The organism is Allobosea sp. BE125, from assembly GCF_031456075.1.
Classification (GTDB): domain Bacteria; phylum Pseudomonadota; class Alphaproteobacteria; order Rhizobiales; family Beijerinckiaceae; genus Allobosea.
Genome location: NZ_JAVDTY010000001.1, coordinates 486,876 through 513,363 on the forward strand (window position 1 = coordinate 486,876; position 26,488 = coordinate 513,363).

20 protein-coding genes are annotated in these 26,488 nt (G+C 67.2%); 4 read left to right on the plus strand and 16 right to left on the minus strand.

Annotated features, from left to right (window positions below):
* Nucleotides 1–49: 49 nt before the first annotated feature.
* Genes phnK through phnG form a run of 5 tightly spaced genes read right to left on the minus strand, consistent with a single transcriptional unit; the run spans nucleotide 50 to nucleotide 3,983 of the window.
* On the minus strand, nucleotides 50–856 hold the full coding sequence (gene phnK, locus J2Y55_RS02270; protein ID WP_310147170.1) for a phosphonate C-P lyase system protein PhnK: 807 nt from the start codon (nucleotides 854–856) through the stop codon (nucleotides 50–52).
* Nucleotides 853–1,779 carry an alpha-D-ribose 1-methylphosphonate 5-phosphate C-P-lyase PhnJ gene (locus tag J2Y55_RS02275; RefSeq protein WP_310147171.1) on the minus strand — a complete coding sequence of 309 codons (927 nt, stop codon included), beginning with the start codon at nucleotides 1,777–1,779 and terminating at the stop codon, nucleotides 853–855. Before J2Y55_RS02275 ends, phnK begins: the two co-directional genes overlap by 4 nt.
* Complete coding sequence (locus J2Y55_RS02280) at nucleotides 1,776–2,894, minus strand: carbon-phosphorus lyase complex subunit (protein ID WP_310147172.1); 1,119 nt, start codon at nucleotides 2,892–2,894, stop codon at nucleotides 1,776–1,778. Before J2Y55_RS02280 ends, J2Y55_RS02275 begins: the two co-directional genes overlap by 4 nt.
* A gap of 22 nt (nucleotides 2,895–2,916) precedes the next feature.
* Nucleotides 2,917–3,519 (minus strand): phosphonate C-P lyase system protein PhnH, encoded by a 603-nt coding sequence (phnH, locus tag J2Y55_RS02285; protein ID WP_310147173.1) that lies wholly within the window; start codon nucleotides 3,517–3,519, stop codon nucleotides 2,917–2,919.
* On the minus strand, nucleotides 3,519–3,983 hold the full coding sequence (gene phnG / locus J2Y55_RS02290; RefSeq protein WP_310147174.1) for a phosphonate C-P lyase system protein PhnG: 465 nt from the start codon (nucleotides 3,981–3,983) through the stop codon (nucleotides 3,519–3,521). Before phnG ends, phnH begins: the two co-directional genes overlap by 1 nt.
* Before the next feature lie 88 nt (nucleotides 3,984–4,071).
* On the opposite strand from phnG, the gene phnF reads away from it, so the two are divergent.
* Nucleotides 4,072–4,827, plus strand: a complete 756-nt coding sequence (phnF, locus tag J2Y55_RS02295; RefSeq protein ID WP_310147175.1) for a phosphonate metabolism transcriptional regulator PhnF — start codon at nucleotides 4,072–4,074, stop codon at nucleotides 4,825–4,827.
* Nucleotides 4,828–5,161: 334 nt separating this feature from the next.
* On the opposite strand, the gene phnE (J2Y55_RS02300) is transcribed toward phnF, so the two are convergent.
* The 6 genes from phnE (J2Y55_RS02300) to J2Y55_RS02325 all read right to left on the minus strand — a co-directional run bounded on the left by phnE (J2Y55_RS02300) (nucleotide 5,162) and on the right by J2Y55_RS02325 (nucleotide 10,217).
* The gene (gene phnE / locus J2Y55_RS02300; protein ID WP_310147176.1) at nucleotides 5,162–6,016 is read right to left on the minus strand and encodes a phosphonate ABC transporter, permease protein PhnE; all 855 of its coding nucleotides are present in this window, start codon (nucleotides 6,014–6,016) and stop codon (nucleotides 5,162–5,164) included.
* Nucleotides 6,013–6,894, minus strand: coding sequence for a phosphonate ABC transporter, permease protein PhnE (gene phnE, locus J2Y55_RS02305; RefSeq protein WP_310147178.1), 882 nt, complete (start codon nucleotides 6,892–6,894; stop codon nucleotides 6,013–6,015). Before phnE (J2Y55_RS02305) ends, phnE (J2Y55_RS02300) begins: the two co-directional genes overlap by 4 nt.
* Nucleotides 6,895–7,106: 212 nt before the next feature.
* Nucleotides 7,107–8,024 carry a phosphonate ABC transporter substrate-binding protein gene (gene phnD, locus J2Y55_RS02310; protein ID WP_310147180.1) on the minus strand — a complete coding sequence of 306 codons (918 nt, stop codon included), beginning with the start codon at nucleotides 8,022–8,024 and terminating at the stop codon, nucleotides 7,107–7,109.
* A gap of 64 nt (nucleotides 8,025–8,088) precedes the next feature.
* A complete protein-coding gene (phnC, locus tag J2Y55_RS02315; protein WP_310147182.1) occupies nucleotides 8,089–8,907 on the minus strand; it encodes a phosphonate ABC transporter ATP-binding protein in 819 nt (272 codons plus the stop codon).
* Nucleotides 8,908–9,046: 139 nt separating this feature from the next.
* Nucleotides 9,047–9,517 (minus strand): nuclear transport factor 2 family protein, encoded by a 471-nt coding sequence (locus J2Y55_RS02320; protein ID WP_310147184.1) that lies wholly within the window; start codon nucleotides 9,515–9,517, stop codon nucleotides 9,047–9,049.
* Nucleotides 9,518–9,593: 76 nt separating this feature from the next.
* On the minus strand, nucleotides 9,594–10,217 hold the full coding sequence (locus J2Y55_RS02325; RefSeq protein ID WP_310147186.1) for a TetR/AcrR family transcriptional regulator: 624 nt from the start codon (nucleotides 10,215–10,217) through the stop codon (nucleotides 9,594–9,596).
* A gap of 135 nt (nucleotides 10,218–10,352) precedes the next feature.
* On the opposite strand from J2Y55_RS02325, the gene J2Y55_RS02330 reads away from it, so the two are divergent.
* Nucleotides 10,353–11,468 (plus strand): efflux RND transporter periplasmic adaptor subunit, encoded by a 1,116-nt coding sequence (locus J2Y55_RS02330; protein WP_310147188.1) that lies wholly within the window; start codon nucleotides 10,353–10,355, stop codon nucleotides 11,466–11,468.
* Nucleotides 11,465–14,542, plus strand: a complete 3,078-nt coding sequence (locus J2Y55_RS02335) for an efflux RND transporter permease subunit (RefSeq protein WP_310147190.1) — start codon at nucleotides 11,465–11,467, stop codon at nucleotides 14,540–14,542. The genes J2Y55_RS02330 and J2Y55_RS02335 overlap by 4 nt, the downstream gene beginning before the upstream one ends.
* 59 nt (nucleotides 14,543–14,601) lie before the next feature.
* Here the strand turns inward: J2Y55_RS02335 and pbpC are convergent, their stop codons facing one another.
* On the minus strand, nucleotides 14,602–16,752 hold the full coding sequence (gene pbpC, locus J2Y55_RS02340; protein ID WP_310148657.1) for a penicillin-binding protein 1C: 2,151 nt from the start codon (nucleotides 16,750–16,752) through the stop codon (nucleotides 14,602–14,604).
* Nucleotides 16,753–16,948: 196 nt separating this feature from the next.
* A complete protein-coding gene (locus tag J2Y55_RS02345) occupies nucleotides 16,949–22,201 on the minus strand; it encodes an alpha-2-macroglobulin (RefSeq protein WP_310147192.1) in 5,253 nt (1,750 codons plus the stop codon).
* 250 nt (nucleotides 22,202–22,451) lie between these two features.
* Between J2Y55_RS02345 and J2Y55_RS02350 the strand changes: the two genes are divergently transcribed.
* Entirely contained in the window at nucleotides 22,452–23,891 is a 1,440-nt protein-coding gene (locus J2Y55_RS02350; protein ID WP_310147196.1) for a S1 family peptidase, read from the plus strand.
* Between the two features lie 24 nt (nucleotides 23,892–23,915).
* Here J2Y55_RS02350 and J2Y55_RS02355 read toward each other — a convergent pair whose 3' ends face one another.
* Genes J2Y55_RS02355 through J2Y55_RS02365 form a run of 3 tightly spaced genes read right to left on the minus strand, consistent with a single transcriptional unit; the run spans nucleotide 23,916 to nucleotide 26,474 of the window.
* Nucleotides 23,916–25,121 carry a CaiB/BaiF CoA transferase family protein gene (locus J2Y55_RS02355; RefSeq protein ID WP_310147198.1) on the minus strand — a complete coding sequence of 402 codons (1,206 nt, stop codon included), beginning with the start codon at nucleotides 25,119–25,121 and terminating at the stop codon, nucleotides 23,916–23,918.
* Between the two features lies 1 nt (nucleotide 25,122).
* Nucleotides 25,123–25,635: a GNAT family N-acetyltransferase gene (locus J2Y55_RS02360; RefSeq protein ID WP_310147199.1), complete on the minus strand. Its 513-nt coding sequence runs from the start codon at nucleotides 25,633–25,635 to the stop codon at nucleotides 25,123–25,125.
* Nucleotides 25,636–25,643: 8 nt separating this feature from the next.
* Entirely contained in the window at nucleotides 25,644–26,474 is an 831-nt protein-coding gene (locus J2Y55_RS02365) for an IclR family transcriptional regulator (protein WP_310147201.1), read from the minus strand.
* Nucleotides 26,475–26,488 lie beyond the last annotated feature (14 nt).

The following is a 26,488-nucleotide window of genomic DNA, read 5'->3' on the forward strand; positions in this document are numbered from 1 at the left end:
ATGTCAGTGCCTTGTGCGGGCGGAGTGACGAGGGTGTGACGGGTGGGCGTCACACACTCAGCACCGCCGAAGTCAGAAGCTGCGTATAGGCGTGGTGCGGATCGTCCAGCACCTGGTCGGTCAGGCCCTGCTCGACGACGCGGCCGTCCTTCATCACCATCAATCGGTCGGTAAGCAGCCGCGCGACCGCCAGGTCATGGGTGACGATGATGGCGGCGAGGCCGAGATCGCGCACCAGGACGCGAAGCAAGTCGAGCAGGCGCGCCTGCACGGAAACGTCGAGGCCGCCCGTCGGCTCGTCCATGAAGACGAGGCGCGGTTCGGAGACCAGCACGCGGGCAATCTGCAGGCGCTGCTGCATGCCGCCCGAGAACTGGCGCGGCCTGTCGTCGATGCGGTTCTCGGCGATCTCGACGCGCTGGAGCCAGTCGAGCGCGCGCTCGCGGATCTTGCCGTAATGCCGGTCGCCGCGATCCATCAGGCGCTCGCCGACATTGCCGCCGGCCGAGACGTCCATGCGCAATCCGTCGCGCGGGTTCTGGTGGACGATGCCCCAGGCGGTGCGCATCAGGCGGCGGCGCTCCTGCTCGGCCACCGAATAGATGTCGAGCGGCTGGCCCGAGCCCCGGAACAGCACCTCGCCCTCGTCGGGCCGGTCGATGCCGGCGAGGCAGCGCAGCAAGGTCGACTTGCCCGAGCCGGATTCGCCGACGATGCCGAGCACTTCACCCGGCCAGAGGTCGAAGGAGACGCCCTCGCAGCCAATCCGCTCGCCATAGAAGCGGCTGATGCCGGCAACGGAGAGCAGGGGCTCGGGATCGAGCGCCGCCTCGGGGAGAGAAACGTGGACGGTCATGGCTTCATCTCCTCGACCAGATGCAGCGCCGAGGCGTCGGCCAGCATCGTGCCGCGATGGCCGGCCTCCCGCCGCGTCTCGCAATGATGGCTGTCGGAGCAGACGAACATGCGCCCGCCCTTGTCGTCGGTGACGACCTCGTCGAGATAGCTGTCGGTCGCGCCGCAAAGCCCGCAGGGCTCGTTCCAGCTCTGGATGCGGAAGGGGTGATCCTCGAAATCGAGGCTCTTCACGCTGGTATGCGGCGGCAGGGCGTAGATGCGCTTCTCGCGACCGGCGCCGAAGAGCTGCAGGGCCGGCGACATGTGCATCTTGGGATTGTCGAATTTCGGGATCGGCGAGGGTGCCATGACATAGCGGCCATTGACCATGACCGGGTAGTCATAGGTCGTGGTGACCTCGCCGAAGCGGGCGATGTTCTCGTAGAGCTTGACTTGCATCAGCCCGTATTCGGCCCAGGCGTGCATCTTGCGCGTCTCGGCCTCGCGCGGCTCGAGCCGGCGCAGGGGTTCGGGCGTCGGCACCTGATAGACCATGATCTGGCCTGCCTTGAGCGGCGCTTCCGGGATGCGGTGGCGGGTCTGGATGATCGTCGCCTCCTCCGTCGCCTCGGTGGTGCGGGCGTCGGCCGTGCGCTCGAAGAAGCGCCGGATCGAGACGGCGTTGGTGGTGTCGTCGGCGCCCTGGTCGATCACCTTCAGCGTGTCGTCGGGGCCGATGATCGCGGCCGTGACCTGGATGCCGCCAGTGCCCCAGCCGCGCGCCAATGGCATCTCGCGCGAGCCGAACGGCACCTGGTAACCCGGCACCGCGACGGCCTTGAGCAAGGCGCGACGGATCATCCGCTTGGTCTGCTCGTCGAGATAGGCGTAATTATAAGCCGGCTTTGCATCGTCGGCCGGAAGCGTCTGATGGGCATTCATTCGGCTGCCTCCGGCAGGGTGTCCTGTTCGCGCGCCAGTCGCTGCTCGCGCTCGCGGGTGATGCGGCGGATCAGTTCGAGCTCGCCCTGGAAATCGACGTAATGCGGCAGCTTGAGATGCTCGACGAAGCCGGCCGCCTCGACGTTGTCGGAGTGGTAGAGCACGAACTCGTCCTGCTGGGCCGGGTAGTTGGCGGCCTCGCCGAACTCGCGGCATTTCAGCGCCCGGTCGACCAGCGACATCGACATCGCCTTGCGCTCGGAATGGCCGAAGGAAAGCCCGTAGCCGCGGGTGAATTGCGGGGCGACGTCCTTCGAGCCCTGGAACTGGTTGACCATCTGGCATTCCGTCAAGGTGATCTCGCCGAGATCGACGGAAAAGCCGAGCTCCTCCGGCACGAATTCGACGCAAACCTCGCCGACCCTGATCTCGCCGACGAAGGGGTGGTTGCCGCCATAGCCGCGCTGCACGGAGTAGCCGAGCCCGAGCAGGAAGCCCTCATCGCCACGCGCCATCGCCTGCAGCCGGACATCGCGATCGGCCGGGAAGGAGACCGGCTCGCGGGTGAGGTCGAAGGGACGCGGATCGCCCTCGGGCGGCGCCTCCGCCTCCATCAACCCCTCCGCGCCGAGGATGTCGGGCACGCGTGGCATGGCGGCGTCGAGGGCCGTTGCGGCCGGGCGGGCCTCGCCGGCCGAACCGTTGGGCTCATCCATCAGCGCGAAATCAAACAGCCGATGCGTGTAGTCATAGGTCGGGCCGAGCACCTGTCCGCCCGGCAGGTCCTTATAGGTCGCCGAAATCCGGCGCCGGATCGCCATTTGCGCGGTATCGACCGGCTCGGAGGAGCCAAAGCGCGGCAGCGTCGTGCGATAGGCCCGCATCAGGAAGGCGGCCTCGATCGCGTCGCCCTGCGCCTGTTTCAGCGCCAGCGCCGCAAGGTCGAGGTCATAGAGGGAGCCCTCGTTCATGACGCGGGCGCAAGCGAGGCCCTGCTGCTCGCGGATCTGCGCGACCGTGAGCTCCGGCACGGCCTCATCGCCGCGCCGCGCCTCGGCGACCAGATCATGCGTGGCGAGGATCGCGGCCTCGCCGCCTTTGACCGCGACATACATTAGTAGACCTCCCGGTGGGGCATTACGTCGTCTCCTCGATCTGCGTGGTGCGCGGCAGGCCGATCAGGGCGTCACCGCAGCTGAGGATGAGATCGACGCCGAGCGGGTAGAGCTCGGCATTGGCCGCGACCTCGGCCCAGAAGCCGGGGCGCAAGCCCCGCGGGGCGATGCTGCGGCTGCCGGCAATGCCGGGGCCGCTCAGGGTCACGCTCTCGCCGCCGGTGAGCGAGGCGCATTGCACGAGCACTGTCGCGGAACGATCGGGGAATTGGTCATGGCCGGGGTCGAAGGCGGCGAGCGGCGGGGCAGGGCTCGCTCCGTCGATGACCGCGAAGACCGCCCCGGCGGGAGCGTCCAGGATCGCCGCGCCGCAATGGAAGCGTAGCCAGGCGCCGGCCGGGCCGTCGCGCAGCTGTTGCGGCAGGAAGATCGGCGTCTCGTAGTCGGCCAATGTCAGCAAGGCGGTCGCGGTCGCGGCGCAAAGCCCGTCCGGCGGCAGGATCGCGCCGGACACTCTCTGCAGGGTGCCGGGCTCGGACAAGGCCGCGAGCACGGCGCGAAAGGCGGCCTGCGACTGGAAGACCGGATCGGTGAAACCGGCTGCGATCAGGTTTTCGGTCTGCATCACGCGCCCCTGACCAGAGTGAAGAAATCGACCTTGGTGGCGGCCGCCTTGCGCGAGGCGTGGTCGCGTGCCGCGGCCTGCGTCGCAGCGAGCTGCGTCACGCCGGCGAGAAGCGCGCCATCGGCGTCCTCGCTCTGCAATCTGGCGTCGAGGATCGCGGCGAGACGCGCCTTGCGGCCGTCGCGGCCGAGCGCGTAGGAGAAACCCATTGCGCCGTTCTCCAGCCTGACGACGCAGCGCGTCACCGTCGCTTCGCCGAGGTTGAAGCGCCGCCCGGCGCCGCCGGCGCGGCCCTCGACCATCACCGTGCCGGTCTCGGGCGCCTTGAGGATTTCATGGGTCGGCAGCGCGGCCCCAGCCAATGTCTCGATCTCGCCGCGCGAGGCACGGGCGAGGATCGCCATCCAGCGTTGCCGCGCCGTCGTCTCGCGTGCCGTCGTCTTGCCTGGATCTGTGTCGGTCATCATCATGCGCCGTCTGGTCACTCGCTAATGTCTAGACTATGATAGGCTCGTTGCCGGGAAAGGTCTATACATTTTGGATGAAATTTTGATGACGAGCGCTGCCCCGGATGTCAGCGAGGCCATCGAGGAGCACGGCACGGCCTGGCGCCGCATCGCCGGCGAGCTCGAAACTGCGATCGGCCGCGGCGATTACGCTGTCGGGGATACGCTGCCGGCCTCGGTCGTGCTGGCTGAGCGCTATGGCGTGCATCGCCACACCGTGCGCCAGGCCTTCCGCCATCTGGCCGAGCAGGGGCTGGTCACGGTCGCGCGGGGCCGCGGCACCCAGGTCAGCGCGCGGCGCGTGCCTTATCCGATCGGCCGGCGTGTCAGCATGCGCACCAATTTCGGCAAGCTCGGCATCGTCGGCTCGAGCGAGACGCTGTCGACGGCGATGGTGACGGGTGATGCCGAGACCTGCGCGCAACTCGACCTGGAGGCGGGCGCACCGCTGTGGCGGATCGAAGGCCTGAGCCGTGCCGACGGTACGCCGATGGGGACAGGCACGCATTGGCTTTCGGTCGAGCGTTTCCCGGATTTCGACCGCGTCTTCCGCGAGGCGAGCGCCTCGATGACTGCGGCGTTCAAGGCTGTCGGTATCGACGATTATGTTCGCCTCTCCACGCGCTTGACCGCGCGGCTCGCCAGTGAGCGCGAGGCGCTGCTGCTCGAGATCGCGCCCGGCGCCGCCGTGATGGTCTCGGCGGCGATAGACGCCTTGCCTGATCTGACGCCGATCCATCTGGTCAACAGCGTCTTCACCGGCGAACGCATGGAAATGGTGGTCGAGCCGTTCAAGGAGTGAGGGCTGGGGCCGTCATGGTTCCGGCCATGACGAAAGGGCGCGGGGAACCCCTCTCCTGCAAGGAGAGGGGCAGGGGTGAGGTGTAGGCCCCTGGACCAGTTGTGTGACGACCTTGCCGTCATTGCGAGCGCAGCGAAGCAATCCAGGAGGGCACGCTCTACGCCTCCCTGGATTGCTTCGCTGCGCTCGCAATGACGATGGAGCAGCGGTCAGGTTACGGCCAAAGCGTCAAACGGCCGACACCTCACCCAACCCTCTCCTTACAGGAGAGGGCTCCCGCGCTTGCTGGTTTTCGGATTGAGCTACCTTCTCTCGCGAGCGGAGGAAAAAGCCCTCACACCGCCCGTTGCCCGATGATCGCGAAGCGCAGTTTGCTGGAGAGGAAGTCGATCGCGGTCACAGCGGCCAGGATCAGCAGGATCAGGAACGAGACCTGCTGCCATTCCAGGGTGCGGATGGTCTCGGCCAGATAAAGCCCGATGCCGCCGGCGCCGACAATGCCGATGATGGTCGAGGAGCGGGTGTTGGATTCGATGTAGTAGAGCACCTGGCTCGCGATCACCGGCAACACCTGCGGGATCAGCCCGAAGCGAATCTCGTGGAGCTTGCTGCCGCCCAGCGAGGTCACGCCCTCGACCGGCTTGCGGTCGGCCGATTCGATCGCCTCGGAGTAGAGCTTGCCGAAAGCGCCGAGATCGCTGGTCATGATCGCGAGCATGCCGGCGAAAGGTCCAAGGCCCACGACATTGACCCAGATCAAGGCCCAGATCAGCGCATCAACGCCGCGCACCGTGTCGAGCGAGCGCCGCGCCAGGAAATGTACGACGCGGTTGGCGACGACGTTCTTGGCTGCGATGAAGCCGAGCGGGAAGGCCAGGATCGCCGCCAGGATGGTGCCGAGGAAGGCAATCGCGATGGTTTCGAACAAAGCCTTGACGAAGAGCAGCGCCCGCCCGAACGAGCCCGGATCGGGCGGCAGCATCAAGGCGACGAAGGTGCCGAGATTGCCGAGCCCATTCAGGATCTTCCAGAGCGAGACCTCAAGCGTCGTCAATCCGTAGAGGAACAGGCCAAGCAGCCCGGTGACGATCGCGATCGTGACGATCCCGGTCTTGAGCGAACCGTCGATCGCGGCCTTGTGGCGGGCGACGAGCGAGGCGCGGTCGTCGGCGGAGAGAGCGAGCGTCATCGGCCGTGCTCCAGGCTGAGAAGGGCGTGGCGCAGCCGCTCGGTGCCGTAGTCGATCAGCATCACGGTGACGATGATCAGCAGCAGGATGGCGCTGATGTCGGTGAAGTAGAATTTGCGGATGGCTTCGATCAGGTCCTGGCCGATGCCGCCGGCGCCGACGAAGCCCATGATCGAGGCGCCACGGACATTGATCTCGAAGCGCAGCAGCGAATAGCTGGCGAAATTGGAGAGGACTTGCGGCACCACGGCAAAGCGGATGATCTGCCACCAGCCGGCACCTGTCGCGGTCATGCCATCGACCGGCTTCATGTCGATGTTCTCGACCACTTCGGAGAACAGCTTGCCCATGGCGCCCATGGTGTGGATCGCGATGGCGAGCATGCCGGGCAGCGGTCCCAGGCCGAAGGCGATGACGAAGATCAGCGCGAAGACGATCTCGGGGACGGTGCGGGAGAATTCGAGGAAACGGCGGGTGGCGAAGCGCAGCCAGCTCGATCTGCCGAGATTGGCGGCGGCGACGAAGCAGAGCAGGAAGCCGCCGAGCGCGCCCAGGATCGTGCCGGTATAGGCGATCAGGATGGTCTGCCAGAGCAGCTTGAGCCAGCCCTTGATGCCCCAGAACCATTCGGCCATGTCGGCACTGAGCGTCGCGAAGCGCAAGGTCGGCATGGTCTCGAGGATGTATTTCGGGAAGCGCCAGGCGTTCTCGACGAACTTGCCGGGGTCGACCTCGGAGCCGAGCGCCGCGAGCCAGACGCAGACGAGGAAGATCGCCGCGCCGATCAGAGTCTGCCGACGCTTCGCCGACATGGCGCGGCGATAGCTCTCGGCATGGCCGCTGATCACAGGGTCGTTGCGTTCGATCGCGAGGGTCATGAAGGGTCGTTCCCTTGCCGCGTCAGGCGCGGGGAACCCCTCTCCTGTAAGGAGAGGGGCAGGGGTGAGGTGTCGGCCGTCGGAGTAGTGGAGCGCCGACATGGCAGCGGGCTGCGGTGAGGTTATGGCCAAGGCGTCAAACGGCCGACCCCTCACCCTGCCCTCTCCCTCCGGGAGAGGGTTCCCCGGGCCTCTTACGGCTAAGCCAAAGCTTACGAGGACTTCTTCTTGCGGAGCGCGTCGACGAACTTGTTCAGTTCGATGATCGGGTCGTAGGCCTTGTTGTCGACGGCGACGAGCGGGCCCTGCTTGCCTTCATAGATCTTGTCGAAGGCGACCTTGTCCTTGGTGGCGAGGTTCAACACCGCGTCGCGGATCGAGGCCTTGAGCGGCTCCGGCAGCTCCGAGAGATAGGCCATCGGCGAGTTCACGATCTGCGCGGATTTGTAGATGATCCGGAAATCCTCGGCCTTGACCATGTTCTTGCGGGCCATGCGCAGGAGGTTCGATTCCTGCTCGTCGTTCCACCAGTTGGCGGCGACGTCGACGGTGCCCTGGCCGAGCGCGATCACGGCGTTCTCATGGCTGCCGGTGTAGACGACCTTGGAGAAATAGGTCTCGGGCTCGATTTTCATGCCGTCGAGGGCAAAGCGCGGGACGTTATTGCCCGAGGTCGAGTTCGGGTCGACCAGGCCGAGATTCTTGCCCTTGAGATCCTCGATCTTCTGATAGGGCGAATCCTTCTTCACGTAGAAGACCGAGTAGTAGCCCTTGGTGCCGTCGAGATTGGTCTCGATCGCGAAGGCGTCGATCTTGGCGCCGGTCATCAGCGCGCGGGCGAAGGAGGAGGGGCCGTACATGCCGATATGGATGTTGCCGGCGCGCTGGCCCTCGATCAGGGCGGCATAGTCGCTGGCGATGCGCAGCGTGACCTTGGTGCCGAGCTCCTTGGCGAGATAGTTGACGAAGGGGGTGTAGCGTTCGACGACACCGGACGCGTTCTCGGCCGGGATGATGGCGAAGATGATCTCGGGATATTTCGCCTTCCAGTCCTGGGCGAAGGCGGGGGCGGCGAGCGAGGCGGCGAAGGCCGCGGTCGCGAGGGTGAGCGTATGACGACGGGTCAGCATGGTGAGCTCCTGTTGCGGGTTCATTGAGTTTTCTGGGCGGGCGTTCCCGACCGGGCTGGCCCGGTCAGGCGACGTTCTGCTTGGCGCGCTGGGCCTCGGAAGCCGCGATGGCATCGAGCGCATCGAGCGCCTCGGCGCCGGCATCCTTGGCCTCGATGCCGTAGAGCTCGGCCGCGATCTCGGTGGTCAGAGCATGGGGCGGGCCGTCGAAGACGACCTTGCCGGCAGCCATGCCGATCAGGCGGTCACAATATTTCGAGGCGATGTCGAGATGGTGCAGATTGCAGACGACGGTGATGCCGTCCTCGCGATTGATGCGGAACAGCGCATCCATCACGACCTGGGTGTTGCGCGGGTCGAGCGAGGCGATCGGCTCGTCGGCGAGGATGACCTTGGGTTCCTGGACGAGGGCACGCGCGATGGCGACGCGCTGCTGCTGTCCGCCCGACAGCGTTTCGGCGCGCTGGGCAAGCAGATGGCCCATGTCGAGCCGCTCGAGCGCGGCGATGGCGCGGATCTTGTCATCCTGCGAGAAGCTCTTGACCAGGGTCAGGGCCGCCGAGCGATGGTTCAGCCGGCCGAGCAGGACATTGGTCAGCACGTCGAGGCGGCCGACGAGGTTGAACTGCTGGAAGATCATCGCCGTGTCGCGGCGCCAGGCCCGCAGGGCGGCACCCTTGAGCGCGGTCACGTCGCGCTCCTCGCAGAAGATGCTGCCGCTGGTCGCGTCGGCGAGGCGGTTGAGCATGCGCAGCAGCGTCGACTTGCCGGCGCCGGAGCGGCCGATGACGCCGACCATCTCGCCCTTGGGGATGGACAGCGTGACGTTGTCGACGGCGTTCTTGTCGCCGAAGCGTTTGGTCAGGCCTTCGATCCGAAGCATGCCGAATTCCGTTCGTCGGCCAAGCGCAACATCGCCCGGAGCGGCCGAGGGCCGTCCAGGGTCGCGCTTTCGAACGGGATGATCAGCTAGCCAGCGCAGATGACAGGGCAGTGACAGGGAGAGGAGCTGTCCCCGCTTGCTACAATCCCAAGCCCGTCAGCCCTGGATGATCCGTCGGCCTGACCCGTCCTTCCCAGAGGAATTTGCGGTCGTTCTGCTGGATCGGCACGTCGTTGATGCTGGCTTCACGCCGGCGCATCAGACCGTTCTCGTCAAACTCCCATTGCTCGTTGCCATGCGAACGGAACCAGTTTCCGGCGTCGTCATGGTGCTCGTAGGCAAAGCGCACGGCGATGCGGTCGTTGTGGAAAGCCCAGACCTCCTTGATCAGGCGGTACTCGATCTCCGTGGCCCATTTGCGTTGGAGGAACGCGACGATCGCCTCGCGGCCCGAGAAGAACTCGGCCCGGTTTCGCCAGCGGCTGTCCTGGGTATAGGCGAGGGAGACGCGCTGCGGATCGAGCGAGTTCCAGGCGTCCTCGGCCATGCGGGCCTTCTGGGCGGCGGTCTCGACCGTGAAAGGTGGCAAGGGCGGGCGTTGCTGCGACATCTCGGCTCCTCCGGTGAAGGGCCGATCAGAGGTGGAAACCGCAGCCCGCGCAATCTCCTTGAAAAGCAGGTTCCACTCAGGCCGGCGCAACACCGCGCAGGAGCATCTCGACGCAGGAGCGGACATAGGCCTTGCGCTCGCCGGCGGGGATGGCGGGCATGCCGAGCAATCCGCGAAGCTGATGAAAGCCGCGCAACATGCCGATGAACTGCTCGGCCATGCGCCTGGCCTGCGCATTGGAGATGGGTTGCGCCAGCCCGTCACGCAGTTGTGATTGCTGCATCAGCAGGGTCGCGAGGTCGCTGATCATGCGCTCGACGCCGGCCTCATAGGCGGTCCGTCCGAGGTCTGGAAAGCGCGCGGCCGCGCTCAGCACCAAACGGTGCAGATCGAGCGCCGCGGGATGCAGCATCGTCGCGAGGGTATCCTCGCCGAGACGGATCAGGATGCTCGCCAGATCGGCGCCGGCCTTGCGCGGCTTGCGCAGCGGAATCGTCAGCTTTTCAGTGAGTTCGGCGCAGATTGCGCGGAACAGCGCCTGCTTGTCGGTGAAGTGGCTGTAGATCGTCTGCTTGGAGACGCCGGCGCGATGGGCGATCTGGTCGAGGCTGGAGCGCTCGAAGCCTTCGGCCAGGAACATCTCGGCTGCGGCCTTGGTGATGGCGCTGTGCTTGTCGGGCCGCGACAGCTCGGCAGGCATGCGCACAGAGTCCTGCGCATCCGTCGGCGTGGCCCGCAGAGAGTTGGCCTCAGACATGCTTCCGCCCATATAGGCCCTTATCAGACTGGACCGTCCAGTCTAGGTTAGTGCCGCGATCCCGGAGCGTCCAGTGTCATGAAGCGGTTTATCCTACTCATCCTGATCGCCGGTCTGGCGGGTGGCGGCTACTATGGCTACCAGCGCTATCAGGCCAGCCTGCAGCCGACGCAGGCCCGTGCGGCTGCTCCGCCGCCGGCTGGCGTGCCGGTCGAGATCGGCAAGATCGAGGTTACGACCGTCTATGAGGAGGTCGAGGCTCTTGGCACGCTCGCCGCCGACGAATCGGTGGTGATCGCGCCCGAGATCGCGGGCCGCGTCATCGCGCTCGGCTTCAAGGAGGGTGAGCGCGTCCAGAAGGGCCAGGAGCTGGTCAAGCTCGACACGGCCATCCTCGACGCCGAACTCAAGCAGTTGCAGGCGGATCTGAGCCTGGCGCGCGACACCTTCCAGCGCAACCAGTCACTGGTGCAGCGCGGCGCCGGCACGCAGGTCGCCCTCGAACAGGCGACCGCCCAGCTTGCCTCCAACGAGGCCCGCGTCCAGCTCTCCCAGGCCAAGTTGGCGCAGTCGACCCTGACCGCTCCGTTCCATGGCGTCGTCGGCCTGCGTTCGGTCAGCGTCGGTGACTATGTCTCGGTCGGCAAGCAATTGATCACGCTGACCAATATCGACCCGATCAAGGTCGATTTCCGCGTGCCCGAGATATTCCTCGCCCGGGTCAAGGTGGGGCAGACCATTCAGGTGAAGCTCGACGCCGTGCCAGGACGGGACTTTGCCGGCAAGATTTTCGCGATCGATCCGGTCGTCGACGTCAATGGCCGCGCCATCCGGCTGCGCGCCACCATCCCCAATGCCGATCTCCTGCTGAAGCCGGGCCTGTTTGCCCGCATCGTCATCGTCATCGACCAGCGTGAGAACGCCCTGATCATCCCCGAGACGGCGGTGGTGCCCGACGGCGTCGGCAAGATCGTCTACATCGTCGAGAACGGCAAGGCCAAGCGCGTCGCGGTCGAGCTCGGCAAGAGGCTGCCGGGCAAGGTCGAGATCGTGAAGGGGCTGACCTCTCAGATGCAGCTCGTCAGCGCCGGCCAGATGCGCCTGCGTGACGGCGCAACGGTGGCGATCAAGAACGCCCAGCCGGCCTTGCAGACCAGCGCGGCCGAAACCGTCCCGGCGAGCACCCTGCGATGAGCCTGTTTGAGCTCTTCGTCCGCCGCCCCGTCCTCTCGACGGTCCTGAGCCTGCTCGTCATCCTGATCGGCGTCGTCTCCTATACGCGCCTGACGGTTCGCGAATATCCCAATATCGACGAGCCGATCGTTTCGGTGCGCACGACCTATACCGGCGCCTCGGCCGAGATCATCGAGACGCAGGTCACGCAGATCCTGGAGAACTCGATCGCCGGCATCGAGGGCATCGAGATCATCTCCTCGACCAGTCGGCAGGAGAGCAGCAACATCTCGGTGCGTTTCCGCCCGGATGTCGACCCCGATGTCGCCGCCTCCGACGTGCGCGACCGGGTCAGCCGCGTGCGCGGCCGCATGCCCACCGAGATCGACGAGCCGATCATCGCCAAGGTCGAGGCCGACGCCCAGCCGATCATGTATCTCTCGCTGATCAGCTCGCGTCATAACCCGCTTGAACTGACCGATTTCGCCGACCGCTTCATCACCGACCGCGTCCAGAACATCACCGGCGTCGCCGAGGTCCGCATCCAGGGCGAGCGCCGCTACGCCATGCGGATCTGGCTCGATCGCGCCCGGATGGCGGCCTACGCCATCACCGTGCAGGAAATCGAGGCGGCGCTGCGGGCGCAGAATGTCGAGATCCCGTCCGGCCGCATCGAGAGCAACAATCGCGAATTCACGGTGCTCTCGCAGACCAGCCTGACGACGCCCGAGCAGTTCGAGCAGATCGTCGTCAAGGATGCCAACGGCTTCCCGGTCAAGCTGCGCGATGTCGCCAAGGTCGAGCTCGGCGCGCTGGCTGAGCGCAACGCCGCCTGGTTCTCCGGCAAGCCTTCGGTCACGATCGGCATCGTCAAGCAGGCGACGGCGAACCCGCTCGACGTCTCGGCCGGCATCCGCGCCGCTCTGCCCGAGATCATCGACGACCTGCCTGATGGCATGGGGATCGAGACCTCCTACGACACCTCGATCTTCATCGATCGTTCGATCGAGGCCGTCTACCGGACGGTCGGCGAGGCGGTTCTCCTCGTCGTGCTGATCATCTTCCTGTTCCTGCGCTCGGCGCGCGCGACGCTGATCCCGCTGGTCACGATTCCGGTTTCGCTGATCGGCTCCTTTGCGCTGATGTATGCCTTCGGCTTCACCGTGAACACGCTGACGCTGCTCTCGATGGTGCTCGCCATCGGCCTCGTCGTCGACGACGCCATCGTCGTGCTGGAGAATGTCCACCGTCATATCGAGGACGGTATGGAGGCCAACAAGGCGGCGGTGCGCGGCATCAACGAAATCGCCTTCGCCGTCATCGCGATGACGCTGACGCTGGTCGCGGTCTATGCGCCGATGGCGTTCTCGACTGGGCGCACCGGCAAGCTCTTCGTCGAATTCGCCTTGACGCTGGCCGGCGCCGTGCTGGTTTCGGGTTTCGTCGCGCTGACGCTGACGCCGATGATGTGCGCCAAGCTGCTCAAGCATGAAAGCTCGCATGGGCGGCTCTACAATCTGCTCGAAGCCGGGTTCGAGGCGATGTCACGCGGCTATCGCCGCTCGCTGCGGGCGGCGCTCGCGATACGCCCGGTCATCGTCCTGCTGGCGCTCTGCGTCGCCGGCGGCAGCTATTACTTCTTCACGCATCTGCGCTCGGAGCTCGCGCCGGTCGAGGATCGCGGCTCGATCACCGCGATTGGCGTGGCGCCCGAAGGCGCGACGCTGGCCTTCACCGCCGATTATGCGCGCCGTGTCGAGGAGTTCTTCTCCAAGCTGCCGGAGGTGCAGAACTATCTCGTCATCGTCGGCTTTCCCGATGTGACGCGCGCCATCGCCTTTGCCCGGCTGAAGCCCTGGGAGGAGCGCACGCGCAAGCAGCAGGACATCGTCACCGAGATCAACAAGGGGCTCTCGCAGATCCCCGGCATCCGGCTCTTCGCAACGAACCCGCCCTCGCTCGGCCAGGGCGGCGCCAACAGCAAGCCGGTCGAGTTCGTGCTGCGCTCGTCGGAGCCTTACGAGCAGATCAAGGGCTATGTCGACCAGGTCCTGGCGGAGGTTGCGGGCTCGCCGGTGCTGACCAACATCGAATCCAACCTGATCCTCGACAAGCCGCAGCTCAGGGTCTCGATCGACCGTCAGCGCGCCGCCGATCTCGGGGTCGGCGTCGATGTGATCGGGCGCACTATGGAGACGCTGCTGGGCGGCCGGCAGGTGACGCGCTTCAACATGAATGGCGAGCAATACGACGTCGTCGTCCAGGTCGCCGGCCAGGACCGCAACACGCCCCAGGCGATGCAATCGATCTATCTGATGGGCCGCAACGGCGTGACGGTGCAGTTGTCGAGCTTGGTCTCGATCGAGGAGAACGTCGCTCCCAAGGAGCTGATCCGCTTCAACCAGCTCCGCTCCGCCACGATCACGGCGGTGCCGGGGCCGGGCTATTCATTGGGCGATGCGCTTGCCGTGCTGGAACAGGCCTCGGCCAAGGTGCTGCCCAAGACGGTGCAGATCGACTATTCCGGCCAGAGCCGCGAGTTCAAGCAGTCGGGTTCGTCGATCGCGATCGTCTTCCTGCTGGCGCTGGGCTTCATCTATCTGGTGCTGGCGGCGCAGTTCGAGAGCTTCATTGATCCGGTCGTGATCATGGTCTCGGTGCCGCTCTCGCTGACGGGCGCGCTCGCCGCCTTGTACTTCACCGGCGGCACCATGAACGTCTACAGCCAGATCGGGCTGATCACGCTGGTCGGCCTCATCACCAAGCACGGCATTCTGATCCTCGAATTCACCAACCAGTTGCGTGAAGAGGGCAAGGAGATGGCCGATGCTTTGGTCGAGGCGGCGGAGCTGCGCCTGCGGCCGATCCTGATGACGACGGGCGCGATGGTGCTCGGCGCGCTGCCGCTTGCCTTGGCGCATGGCGCTGGCGCGGAAAGCCGCTCGCAGATCGGCTGGGTCATCGTCGGCGGCATGAGTTTCGGCACGCTCTTGACGCTCTATGTGGTGCCGGTCGCCTATACCTATCTGGCGGGGGCGAAGCGCTCGGTGCACGGTCATGCGGTGCACGAGCCGCATCCGGCGCCGGCGGAGTAGTCGGCGCTTCCCCGTCATTGCGAGCGCTGCGCTCGCAATGACGGGGAAGCGGTGAGCGCCTATTGCAGCCGCACCGACACGCTCTCGCTCGCGCCGGTGCCGTCGATCACCGAGATCCGGACGAATCCCCTTCCAGGTGGCTGCCAGGCAGCTTCACGGCGGCGGGTCGGCTCCAGGACAGGCGCGCCGTCGACGAGCCAGGTATAGGGCGGCGCGCCGCCCGCGACCTTGAGGTTGAGCTGGCTGCGGCCGTCGAGCGCGGAGGCAGTGAGATCGATCCGCGCGCCCTCCGGCGGGAAGGCGAGCTTCAGCACCGGCGTCGTCATCGCGGCGATCGTCTTGGGCACGTCCTGGCGCAGATGGCGCAAGGGCGGCGGCAGATGGGCTGCGGTCGCGATAATCGCATTGGGCGGCTGCGGGAAGGGGCGAGGGTCGATGCCGGCCCGGGCAAAGGCGTCGAACAGGATCGGCGCCGCGACCACGCGCCCGACCAGCCCCGGCACCGCGCCGTTGTCAGCCCGCCCGACCCAGACGCCGATGGTGTGCTTGCGGTCGAAGCCGACCGCCCAGGCGTCGCGATAGCCATAGGATGTGCCGGTCTTGTAGGCGATGCGCCCGGGCAGCGCGTTGAGTGGGGCAGGCGCGCCGAGCAAGGTATCGGTGACATACCAGGCCGCGACCGGGTCGACGAGGCGCGGCGAGGGCTCGCTCGCCTGAGCCTCGGCCTTCAACCGCAGCGGGGTCATTTCGCCGCCGCGCGCGAGCCCGACATAAAGCCGCGTCAGATCCTGCAGCGTGATGCCGAGGCCGCCCAGACCGACGGCCAAGCCCGGCGCACCGCCCTCCTTCGGCATGGCAATGGCCGCGCCGGCGTCGCGCAATCGCGACAGGAAGCGCTGCGGCCCGAGCGCGGATAAAAGCTCGACGGCGGGGACGTTGAGCGAGAGCTGCAAGGCTTTTCGTGCGCTCACCATGCCCTGGAAGCTCAGGTCGAAATTCTCCGGCACATAGATGCCGTAGCGCGCCGGCCGGTCCTCCAGCATCGTCTCGGGATGGGCGATGCCGTTGTCGAAGGCGAGCGCATAGATGAAGGGCTTCAGCGCCGAGCCGGGCGAACGCAGCGCCCGCGTCAGGTCGAGCGAGCCGGCGCGCTCGGCCGCGAAATAATCGACGCCGCCGACCGAGGCGCGGATCTCGCCGGTCTCATTGTCGGCGACGAGGATGGCGATCGAGACCTGGGCTGCGAGCCCCGCGCTGCGCTCGCGGGCGAGGTTTTCCAGATTGGCCTGGAGGCGGCCATCGATGGCGAGCCTGTGGGCATGGGCGTCGGGCGCCTCCGCCACGACCTGCTCGGCGACATGGGGAGCGAGGTTGGGGAAGGGCTTTCGCGTCGTCGGGATCGGCTCGGCCCGGGCGGCTGCGACCTCCGAGGTCGTCGCCAGCCCCGCCGCCTCGACGCGCGCCAAGACCCGCTCGCGGGCCTTGCGGGCAGCCTCGTTGAGGCGGTCGGGCCGGCGCGTCTCGGGCGATTGCGGCAGGGCGACGAGGAGTGCGGCTTCCGCCGTCGAGAGGCGCTTCGGCTCCTTGCCGAAATAGGCGAAGCTCGCGGCGCGTACGCCTTCGAGATTGCCGCCGAAGGGGGCGAGTGTCAGGTACAGGTCGAGAATGCCTCGCTTGTCGAAGCTGCGTTCGAGCTCGATCGCGCGGATGACCTGGCGCAGCTTGGCGGATAGCGAGCGCTCCTCGCGTGGCTCCAGCAGGCGCGCGACCTGCATGGTCAGGGTCGAGCCGCCGGAGATCACGCGCCCGCTCAGCAGCATCTGGCCGGCGGCGCGAGCAAGCCCGAGCGGGTCGATGCCCCAGTGACTGTCGAAGCGCTTGTCCTCATAGGCTTTGAGCATGGCGAGGTAGCGCGGATCGACATCCTCAGTGGTGACGGGGAGCTTCCAGCGCCCGTCATCGGTCAGGAAGGGCCGCAGCAGCTTGCCCTCGCGGTCGAGTACGACGGTCGAGCGATCAGATGCGGCGGCGAGGTCGAGCGGGGGCAGGGAGGCGGCGTAGGCGAGGAGGGCGGCGATGGAGGCTGTCGCGACGAGCCCAAGAGCGGCTGCGGTGATCTTCAGCTTGCGAAGGCGGTAGGGGCCTATCCCTTCTCCCCTCGGGGGAGAAGGTGGCAGCGCGAAGCGCTGACGGGTGAGGGAAGGGAACATGCGGTCGAGGTGATGGCGCAGTCGGCTGAAGCGCGGCAAGGTCTCGCCCTCCCTCACCCCAACCCTCTCCCGCGCCAAAGTCGGGTGTTCCCGACTTTGGCACTCCTCTTTGCCCATCTCGGGCAAGCCCGAGATGGGTGGGAGAGGGGGTTCTGTCGCGCCCGTCTCGTCGTCCTGTGCCTTCACGGCGAAGCCTCTACCGCGCCGACGAAATATCCACCGTTCCGAACGCGGTCCGCCCGAAACGATCCGGCCTGTACATGTCCTCGATCACGCCCGCCGGCGCGACATAGCGGCCGGGCGAGACGGCCCGGACGATGTAGGCGATGGTGAAGGCGAGCTTCTGGCTTGAGCTGCCGTCGCGATCGAAGGCCGCGACATAGCGGTCGTCGCGGGCTTCCGTGTGCACCGGCGTCACCTCCTGCTTCAGCCAGTCGAGCCCGGCGACGGAAGCGCCCTCGGTCAGGTTGGCGTTCTCGATCTCGAGCCCGGCGGGCACGGGATCGACCAGCAGCACCCGGCCATAGCGCAAGGCGGGTTCGGTGACATTCAAGGCCACGACGTAGCGCTCGTTCTGGCGCAACCGAGCCGGATCGGCCTTCTCGCCCTTCATGGTGTAGATCACCCGCTCCAGGCCAAAGCCCTGGTTCAGCGCCGGCTCCGCGCCGGTCGGAATGCCCGAGACGGTGATCACGGCCTGCGCCGTGGCCGCGCCTGGATTGGCGACGGTCAACGGCTTGGCCTCCAGCGCTTCGGCGGAGATGGTGCGGTAGAGCGGCCCTTTGCGCTCGGCGCCATCGACCGTGAGCGTCATGCCCTCGGCGTCCTTGGCCAGCGCCTGGGCGGCGACGACCATCCACATCTGCTCCTGCGTCGAGGTGTAGCGCGCGCTGCCGCGCGCCGTGTCGACGATCGTGGCGGCGCGGCTGATATCGGCGCGCTCGCCATTGGCTTCGGCGATCAAGGCGAGCACACCCGCGCCGTCGCGCAGGCGCGTGCCGTAATCGGGGCGCGAGAGACCATCGTCGCGCGCGTCCTGCAACAGGCCGAGCGCGCTGGTGAAGGCGGCGCGACCACGGCCGCGATCGCCCAGCGCCGAGAGCGCGGCGCCGATCTGCCCGCGCGCCAATGGCGTGGCGAAATCGGCGAGCTTGTTGTCGGCGAGATAGCGCAGATCGCCCATCACCGGCCGGCCGTTGCGGGCGAGCACATAGAGCGCATAGGCGATGCCGGCGGCCTCCTCCTTGTTGACCTCGCTGGTGTTGACGACCTGATTGCGCAGGCGGTCGAGCGCGAGGTTGAAGGCGATCTGCGGCACCTGAAACTGGCGTTCGCGGGCCCGCGTCAGGAAATCCGCGACGAAGGCGTCGAGCCAGAGATCCTCGCCGCCGACGCCCCAGAGCCCGAAGGAGCCGTTGGCGCCCTGGCGGGCGAGCACGCGCTCGATTGCGCCATTGACCCGCTCATCGGCATTGGCGTCGAGCGCAAGGTTCTCCAGCGTGGCGAGCTTGTTGACCGAGAGCAGCGGCAAGGCGCGGCTCACTGTCTGCTCGGTGCAGCCATAGGGGTAACGGTCGAGCGCCTTCAGCAGCGCCGGCACGTCGAGCGAGGCGAGCGGCGAGACCGAGACGGAGACCTGCCCGGAATTCGGCACGAGATCGGCCATCAGGTCGGACGAGACCGTGATCGAACCGCCATTGCCGGGGATCGGCCTGACGATGCGCCGCGCGATCGTATTGGCCGAGGGCTGCACACGCACGGCAAGATTCTGCACAGTGCCGATGCCGCCAGGCCCGGTGATGCGGACATCGAATTCGGCGCGGCCGAGACCTGCCGCGGTGACGGGAATGGTGAGCTCGCTCTTGGCGCCGGCCGCGAGCTGGAGCGTTTTGCGCGTCGCGTCGGCAGCGACCAGAACGGGGCCCCTCACATCGAGATCGACGACATAAGGGCCGGCCGGACCCTCGACATTGTTGATCGCGAGATGGAAGCGCGACTGGTCGCCGATGGCGAGGAAGCGCGGCAGCGTCGCCTGCGCGACGATCTGGTCGCGGATGATCACATCGGCGCTGGCCTGCCCGGTGCGTCCGGCCGACCAGGCCACGGCCATGACGCGGACCGAGCCGTTGAAGGCCGGCAGGTCGAAATCGACCTTGGCCATGCCGTCGGCGCCGACCTTGACCACGCCGGAATAGCGCGCGAGCGGCTCCTGCGTCGGCTTTTCGCCGCCAAGTGCAGGCGCGCCGTCGCCGCCGGTGCGGATCGCGCCGCGTACGCCCTGCATGCCGTCGATCAGATAGCCATAGAGGTCGCGCAGTTCGTGACCGATCTGGCGCTGGCCGAAGAAGAACTTGCTTGGATCGGGCGATTCGAAGCGGGTCAGGTTGAGGATGCCGATATCGACGGCGGCGACCGTGACGAAGGCGTCCTCGCCCGCTCTCGCACCGGTGACCTTGACCGGCAAGGACAGCGTCGTCAGCGGGCGCACCAGGGGCGGTGCGCCGAGATCGATGGCGAGCGTGCGGTTCTCCTTGCCGATCGCGAACCAGGACAGGCCGATGGCGCGGCCGGGCAGGCGTTGGGCGGCGGTGTCCATCGGGCGGTGCGCCAGCACGACGAGATAGGCGCTCGCGCCCCATTCGGCCTTGATCGGGATGGAAGCCGTCGAGCCGCCGGCGGCGACATCGATGGTACGGATCTCGTTGACGCGGTCGCTGATCACGGCGAGCGTCGCCTTGCCGGCGAAGCGCGGCGCCAGGCGCACCTGCATGGTCTCGCCATCGGCATAGGCGTTCTTGTCGAGCGCGACGTCGAGGACATCGGGCGTATCGGCGGTCTTGTCGGCCTCGTAGCCGACGGTGAAGGACAGCGAGCTCTCGGTGGAATCAGGGCCGTCGGCGGCGACGTCGAGGCGATAATTGCCCCATTGCACCTGGGCCGAGATCGAGGCGGCGGCATTCGCGCTGACCGCGACCTCGCCATCGGCGACGCGGCGGGTCTGCTTCACGCCCTCAAAATTCCAGCGCCCGTCCTGAAAGAACCATTGATAGTTGCGGGTGACCTTGGACAAGGTCCATTTCACGCCGGGACGCGCGAGGCGGCGACCATCGCCGTTGGCCATGATGACCTCGAAGCCGGCGGTCTGGCCGTTGCCGAGCTCGCCATCCTTGAACAGCGGCTTGATGCCGATCGCAGCGCCCTTGGGCACGATCGGCAGCGTCACGGAACGGGCGATGGCGCGCCCGCCCGGTTCGCCGACGCGGATGGTGAATTCAGCCTCGAGCGGGCGGTTGGTCTCGGGCTGGGCGACGGGGTTCGAGACCGTGACCTTGCCTGAGGCGTCGGTCGTGGTGCTTTCCTCGAAATCGGTCTGGACCGGCTGGAATTCCTCGTCGGTGAGGCCGACCTGATAGCCGGCGAAGCCGGGGATCGCGCTTTGGGCGGCGGCGCGGATCGTCATCGAGCCGTTGACGTCGAGCTCGGAGCCCGGCGCGCCATAGAGATAGCGCGCATTGACGTCGATCTCGGCCGGCTCGCCCGCCTGCAGCAGCGGGGTCTTGGGCGTCAGCGTCAATTCCAGGCGCTCGGGGACATAATCCTCGACCAGGAAGGAGGCCTCGCCGATCGCGGGGCCTTTCGGATCGGCATAGGCCTGGACGCGCCAGGTACCGGTCTGCGCGCCCGAGAGCAGCGGGATCGAATGGGCCCGGCCGCCGGCGCCCTGATCTTCGACCTGGCGGCGGCGATACTCGACGCCGTCGGGCCGCTTGACCACGATGGTCAATGGCAGGCCGGTCACAGCCGCGCCCTTGGCATCGCGCAGGAGGCTGGTCAGATAAACCGTCTCGCCGGAGCGGTAGACGCCGCGCTCGGTGTAGAGATAGGCGTCGAGGCCTGAAGGCGCGACACGGCCCTTGACGCCGCGATCGGAGAGATCGAACGCGGTCTGCTTCAAATCGAGGAAGCCGTAATCTTCTCCCAGCAACGCGGTGACGAGGCCCGGCGCATTGCCGCCCTGGCCCTTGCCCAGCCCGGCATCGAAGCGGGCATAGCCATTGGCGTCGGAGCGCACCGTCCCCAGAACTTCGTTGTTGCGGGCGAGCAGCCTGAGTTCGGCATTGGCGACGGGCGAGGCGTCGGCGAGCGAGCGCACCAGCACATGCACGCCGTCGGGCCCCGAGAAGGAGGTCAGGCCGAGATCGGAAACGACGAACCATTGCGTCGCGCGCGTCGTGCCGTCGTCATAGTCGCTGTCGGAATCGGTCTGCGCTGCTGCCGCCTTGCCGCCGGTGGGCTTGGCGAACATCACATAGACGCCGGGCTGCAGGCGGCCGACCGCCTCGATCACCGGGAAGGCCGTGATCACGTCCTTGTTCAATTCGGACTTCACCTCCATCGAGCCGGTCCAGACGCTCTGGCCCTTGTCGCTGGCGATCTGCTTCGAGGCGTAGGAGCCGAGCTGGCCGAGGAAATCGTCGGAATGGACCGAATTGATCAGGTTGCGGTCGCCGATCCGCATGACCTCGAGGTCGAGCCGGTCGGCATTGACGGAGACGACGGGGATGCCCTGCTGGCCGGTGCGCGGCAGGACATAGTTCTTGCCGGTGAAACGCACCGAAGGCGTGCGATCGCGGACATAGATCTCATAATCGGCCGATTTCTGCAGCTTCTCGTCGGGTATGGCCGAGGGCACGCCCTGGCGGATGACGAAAGCGTAGCGCTCGCCATGACGCAGTCCGTCGACGCAGATCTGGCGCTCCTCGGCCGAAACAGCGAAATCACCCTTACCGCCGGAGATCGCGACATAAGGCGCGAAATCGACGCGGCCGCGCGCCAGCGGCTCGGAGAACTCGAAACAGGCGCGGGGCGAGGCGGCGTCGGCATCGACCTTGTTGGAGAGGAGGCGGAAGCCGCGCTTGTCGCGCAGGGATTCATAGGCGGTGCGCAGGCCGGCATTGTCGGCGAGATCGAGGCTCAGCCGATAGGTCGTCAGTGCCGGCCGCCAGAGTTCGTTCTTCTCGAAGGTGCGGGCGAGCACGCCGAGCGACGCGGCCTCCTCGGGGCGCGAGCTGGCGCGCTGATAGGCGAGATAGGCGGCCGAGATCGCGCGTTCGCGCAGCTCCCAGCGTTCGCGATAGTCGCGCGGCTCGATCGCGTTGGCGGCATTCGCCATCAAGCGCCATGCGGCGGCGTTGTTGGGCTCGGCGACGACGGCGGCATTGGCCTGGGGCAAGGCGGAGCGGGCATCGCCGCGGGCGAGTGCGGAGGCACCGATCCGCAGGGCCTCAGTCGCCTGCCTGCCGCTGACCGAAACCTCGCGCTTCAAGCGCTCCTCCAGCCGCTGCCCGTCGGCGGCGAGGTCGTTGCGGACATAGGCCTTCTGGGCGAGGGCCGGTTGCGCCGCGAGCGCCAGACCAAAAAGCAACGCGAGACGGGCGAGCAGGGTCATGATCTTACGTCCTCTTCGGTCGAGTCTGCGCGTCAATCTCGGTGCGATCCGCGTCCGCCCGATGACAGCCTAGAGCCCGCGGGCAAGCTAGCATCAGCGCTTGCCGGCGCAATACGAAAGGTGCGGTCTGCCGGATGAGGCGGGCTCTCACTTGATCTTGCACGCGATCTTGTTCCGCTTCGTCATCGCAGTTGCGGGCGCGCGCGATCTGACGCTCAATGCGGCCTCCTTGCTGGGGCGGAGGTATGCGATGGCGAAGGCGAACAGAACCCGTTTCGGGCGGGCGGTGGGGCTGCGGCTGGCTCTGGCCGCTCCTGCTTTCGCGCTCTTGCCATTGATGGCGCTGGCGCAGGCTCCCGCGCCGGCGCCCAATCCCCAGCTTGCCGCGGCGCAGGCGAGTTTCGAGGCGCTGCCCGAAGCCGAGCGCAAGGCGATCCAGAGCGACCTGATCTGGGCCGGCCTGTTCAACGCAGCGGTGAGCGGCTCCTATGGCCCGCTGACCTTCCGCGCCATCAATGCGCTCAAGGCCGGGCGTGGGGAGCCCAATGGCGTGCTCGCACCCGCCGAGCGCGCGGCGCTTGCACAAACGGCGCGCGGCGCGCGCGAAGCGGCGGGGTTTCGCCTGATCGATGACGCGCGCACCGGCATGCGGATCGGCATTCCTGAAAAGGTGCTGCCCAAGCGCGAGGCGACGCCGACCGGCGGCAGCCGCTGGCAGAGCGCCGACGGCAAGATCACGCTCGACGCGACCACGAGTCCGCCGGGAGAGACGCTGGATTCGGTCTTCGAGAAAGCGACCCTGGTCAATCCCAACAATCCCGGCCGCAAGATCACCTACAAGCTGCTGCGCCCGGATTTCTTCGTGGTCACCGGCGAGACCGCCACGGGCAAGTTCTACCGCCGGCTGGCGTCGGGGCCGCAGGGCCTGCGCGGCTTCTCGATCGGCTACGACAAAACGCTGTCGGCGAGTGTCGACAAGCTGGTGATCGCCATCGCCGGGAGTTTCGAGCCCTTCCCGACCGGACCCGCGCCGGCGAGCCCGGCGAGCGCGATCGCCAGCGTGGCGGGCTCGCCGCTGCCCGCTGCTCGCCCGGCCGCGCCCCCGACCGAGCGCTATGGCGTCGGCCTCGTCGTAGCGGACAAGGTCGTGGCCACGGCGGCTTCCGCGATCGAGGGCTGCCGCTCGCTGCGGGTCGGCGGGCGTCCGGCGCGGTTGCGCGCCAAGGATGATGCGAGCGGGCTCGCCTTGCTCGATGTCGATGGCGGGCCGGCACTGACCGCGCTCGGCTCGCGCTCCGAGGCGCTGGGCGAGCGCGAAAACCTCGTCCTGGTGGCGTTCGGCGATGATGCCGGCAAGCGCGCCGCCCTCGCCTTGCCGGGGCAGGCTGTGCGGATCGGGGCGAGCGCCGCCGTGTTCGCGCCGCTCCAGCCGGGCCAGGCCGGCAGCCCGGTCTTCGACCGGCAGGGCCGCCTGGCGGGGTTGGTCACGGCCAACCCCTCCGACAAGATCCTGATCGCCGGCGTCGCGCCGCAACGGGCCTATGCGGTGGCGGGCGCGACGGCCTTGCAGGCCGTGATCGCGAAGGCGGGGCTTTCGCTTCCCGCCGCGGTTGCCGGCGGCGAGCTCAGCACCGGCAGGATCGTCGAGAAGGTCGGCAAGTCGGTGTTGCCGGTGGTGTGCGGCCTTTGATGAACCCGACCCCGCGGCCTTGAACTACCCGATCACGCCGTTGCCCTTGAGCGTGGCGACCCGATCCGGCGATAGGCCCAGCTCGCCCAGCACCGCGTCCGTATCCTGGCCCAACCCAGGCGGGCGGTGGCGCAGGGGCGCGCGCTTGCCGTCGAGGCGGTAGGGCGGGGCGAGCACGGCGGGCGTGTCGGCATTGCCGGCGTCGTCGCTGACCATGCCGGCCTGCGTTGCGCGCTCCGAGCGCAGCGCCTGGTTCAGGCCCAGCACCTCGCCGCAGGGAATGCCGTTGGCGGCGAGCCTTTGCAGCAGCAGCGCGCGCGGCCTCGCCCGCAGCTCCGCCTCGATCATCGGCAGCAGCTCCGGGCGGTTCTGGGTGCGCAGCAGGTTGGTGGCGAAGCGCGCATCCTCCGCCAGGTCCGGCCGCTCGATCACGGTCCGGCAGAAGCGCTCATACTGGGCGTTGTTGCCGACGGTGATGACGAGCGGGCCGTCGGCGGCGTCGAAGACGCCATAGGGCACGATCGAGGGATGAGCGTTGCCGTAGCGTGGCGGGTTCTCGCCCAATGCCAGCGCTTCCAAACCGTAATAGGAGGTGACCGAGAGGCCGCAATCGAACAGCGCCATCTCGATATGCCGACCCTTGCCGGTACGCCCGCGCTGGATCAGCGCGGCGAGCACGGCCTGGGCCGAATATTGCCCGGTGAAGAGGTCGACGATGGCGACGCCGAATTTCAGTGGCGGCTGGTCGTCATTGCCATTCATCCCCATGAGCCCGGATTCGCCCTGGATGACGAGGTCGTAGCCGGGGCGAGAGGCCTCCGGCCCATCCGAGCCGTAGCCGGCGATCGAGCAGTAGACCAGGCCGGGGTTGAGCGCGCTCAGCGCCTCGTAGCCGAGGCCGAGCTTATCGGCGCCGCCGGTCTTGAAGTTCTGGATCAGCACGTCGCTCCTGGCGGCGAGGTCGCGCACGATCGCCAGCCCCTCGGGCTTGCCGACATCGACGCCGATCGAGCGCTTGTTGCGGTTGACGCTGTTGAAATAGCAGGTGTTGCGCTCGCCCAGCCGAAAGCCCCAGTCGCGCGTGTCGTCGCCGCGCAGGGGGTGCTCGACCTTGATCACCTCGGCGCCGAGATCGGCCAGCACCTGGCCGCACCAGGGGCCGGCGAGGATGCGCGAGAGATCGAGCACGCGGATGCCGGACAGAGGGAGGTCGAGGTCGGTCATCGGCATGTCACGCTGCTTGTTGGGGCTGCTCAGGTACGAGATAAGCCATCAGATCGCGGTCTTCATACCCGTCCTCGGCCATGATCGCGTTTCGCTGGCACCCTTCATGCACGAAGCCCAGTTGCGCATAGAGGGCTATGGCGCGCTGGTTGGAGCTGCGAACGGTCAACTCTATGCGCTTGAGCCCGGACGCGGCAGCGCCTGCCATCGCCTGTTGCATCAGCAAACGACCCAGCCCCAAACCGCGATATTGCGCGAGGATGCCGATGCCGAGCGTGCCGCAGTGGCGCCGTGTCGGTCTACTGACGTCGCGGACGATGTCGCACCAGCCGACGAGCATATCGTCGACGAGCCCGACAAGATGTGTGTTTCCAGTCGCAATATTGGCTTCGACAAAGACGGCGATGCGCTCGATCGGCGGAGCCTCTTCGAAGGCCAGGTAGCGCCGCTCACGCGCAACCTCATCGAGCACCTCTCGGAAACGCGGCGCGTCAGCGGCGGCGATAGGACGGACCGTCACAACCGCCCTCACGAACCCATCACTCCCTCCAGGCTTGCGGCGAGCGCGATCAGCCGCGGCCGGACCTCGTCCATCAGGAAATTCCGGTCGAGGATCACGGTCGGCGCGCCGCAATTGATCGACATCGGTGGCAGGCCGCCGCCGGGGTGGAAGGCGACCGCGATGGCGCTCACCGTCGGCTGCCACTCGCCGAAGGAGCGGGCGCAGCCCCAGGTCGCGTAGTCTTCCAGCGCCCGGTCGATGCCCTCGCGCAAGCGCGGCCAGGCGGCATCGTCGACCGAATGGATATCCTCCATGATCGCGCGCCGCTCGGTTTCGCTGCAGACGGCGAGATAAGCGCGGCCCATGGCGCTGCGCGCGAGCGAGAGCCTGGAGCCGGTATCCATGTTGAGCGCGATCGCGGCTTCGCCGCGGCAGCATTCGATATAGCGCATGCTGAGCCGCTCACGGACGCCGAGCCCCACCGTGGCGTTGGCGAAGCTCGCGAGGTCGCGCATGCCGACCCGCGCGAGGCGACGGACATCGAGCCCGGCAAGCGCATTGGCGCCGAGCGCGATCAGCGCCGTGCCGAGCCGATAGCTGCCGGATTCCGGGACATGGTGGAGATAGCCGAGCTTGGTCAGGGTGTAGGTCAGGCGCGAGACGGTCGAACGGGCCAAGCCGCAGCGCGCGGCGATCTCGGAATTGGCAAGCGCCGCCTCGCCGCGCCTGAAGCAGGCCAGCACCTCAAGGCCGCGCGCCAGCGCCGTGACGAAATGGCGGTCCTCCCTGGGACCGGCGAGATCGTCGGTGTGCGCGTCTGCGTCGGAGTGAGAGCTTGCTCGCAGGATGGCCTCCACCGGCTAACCTTTTA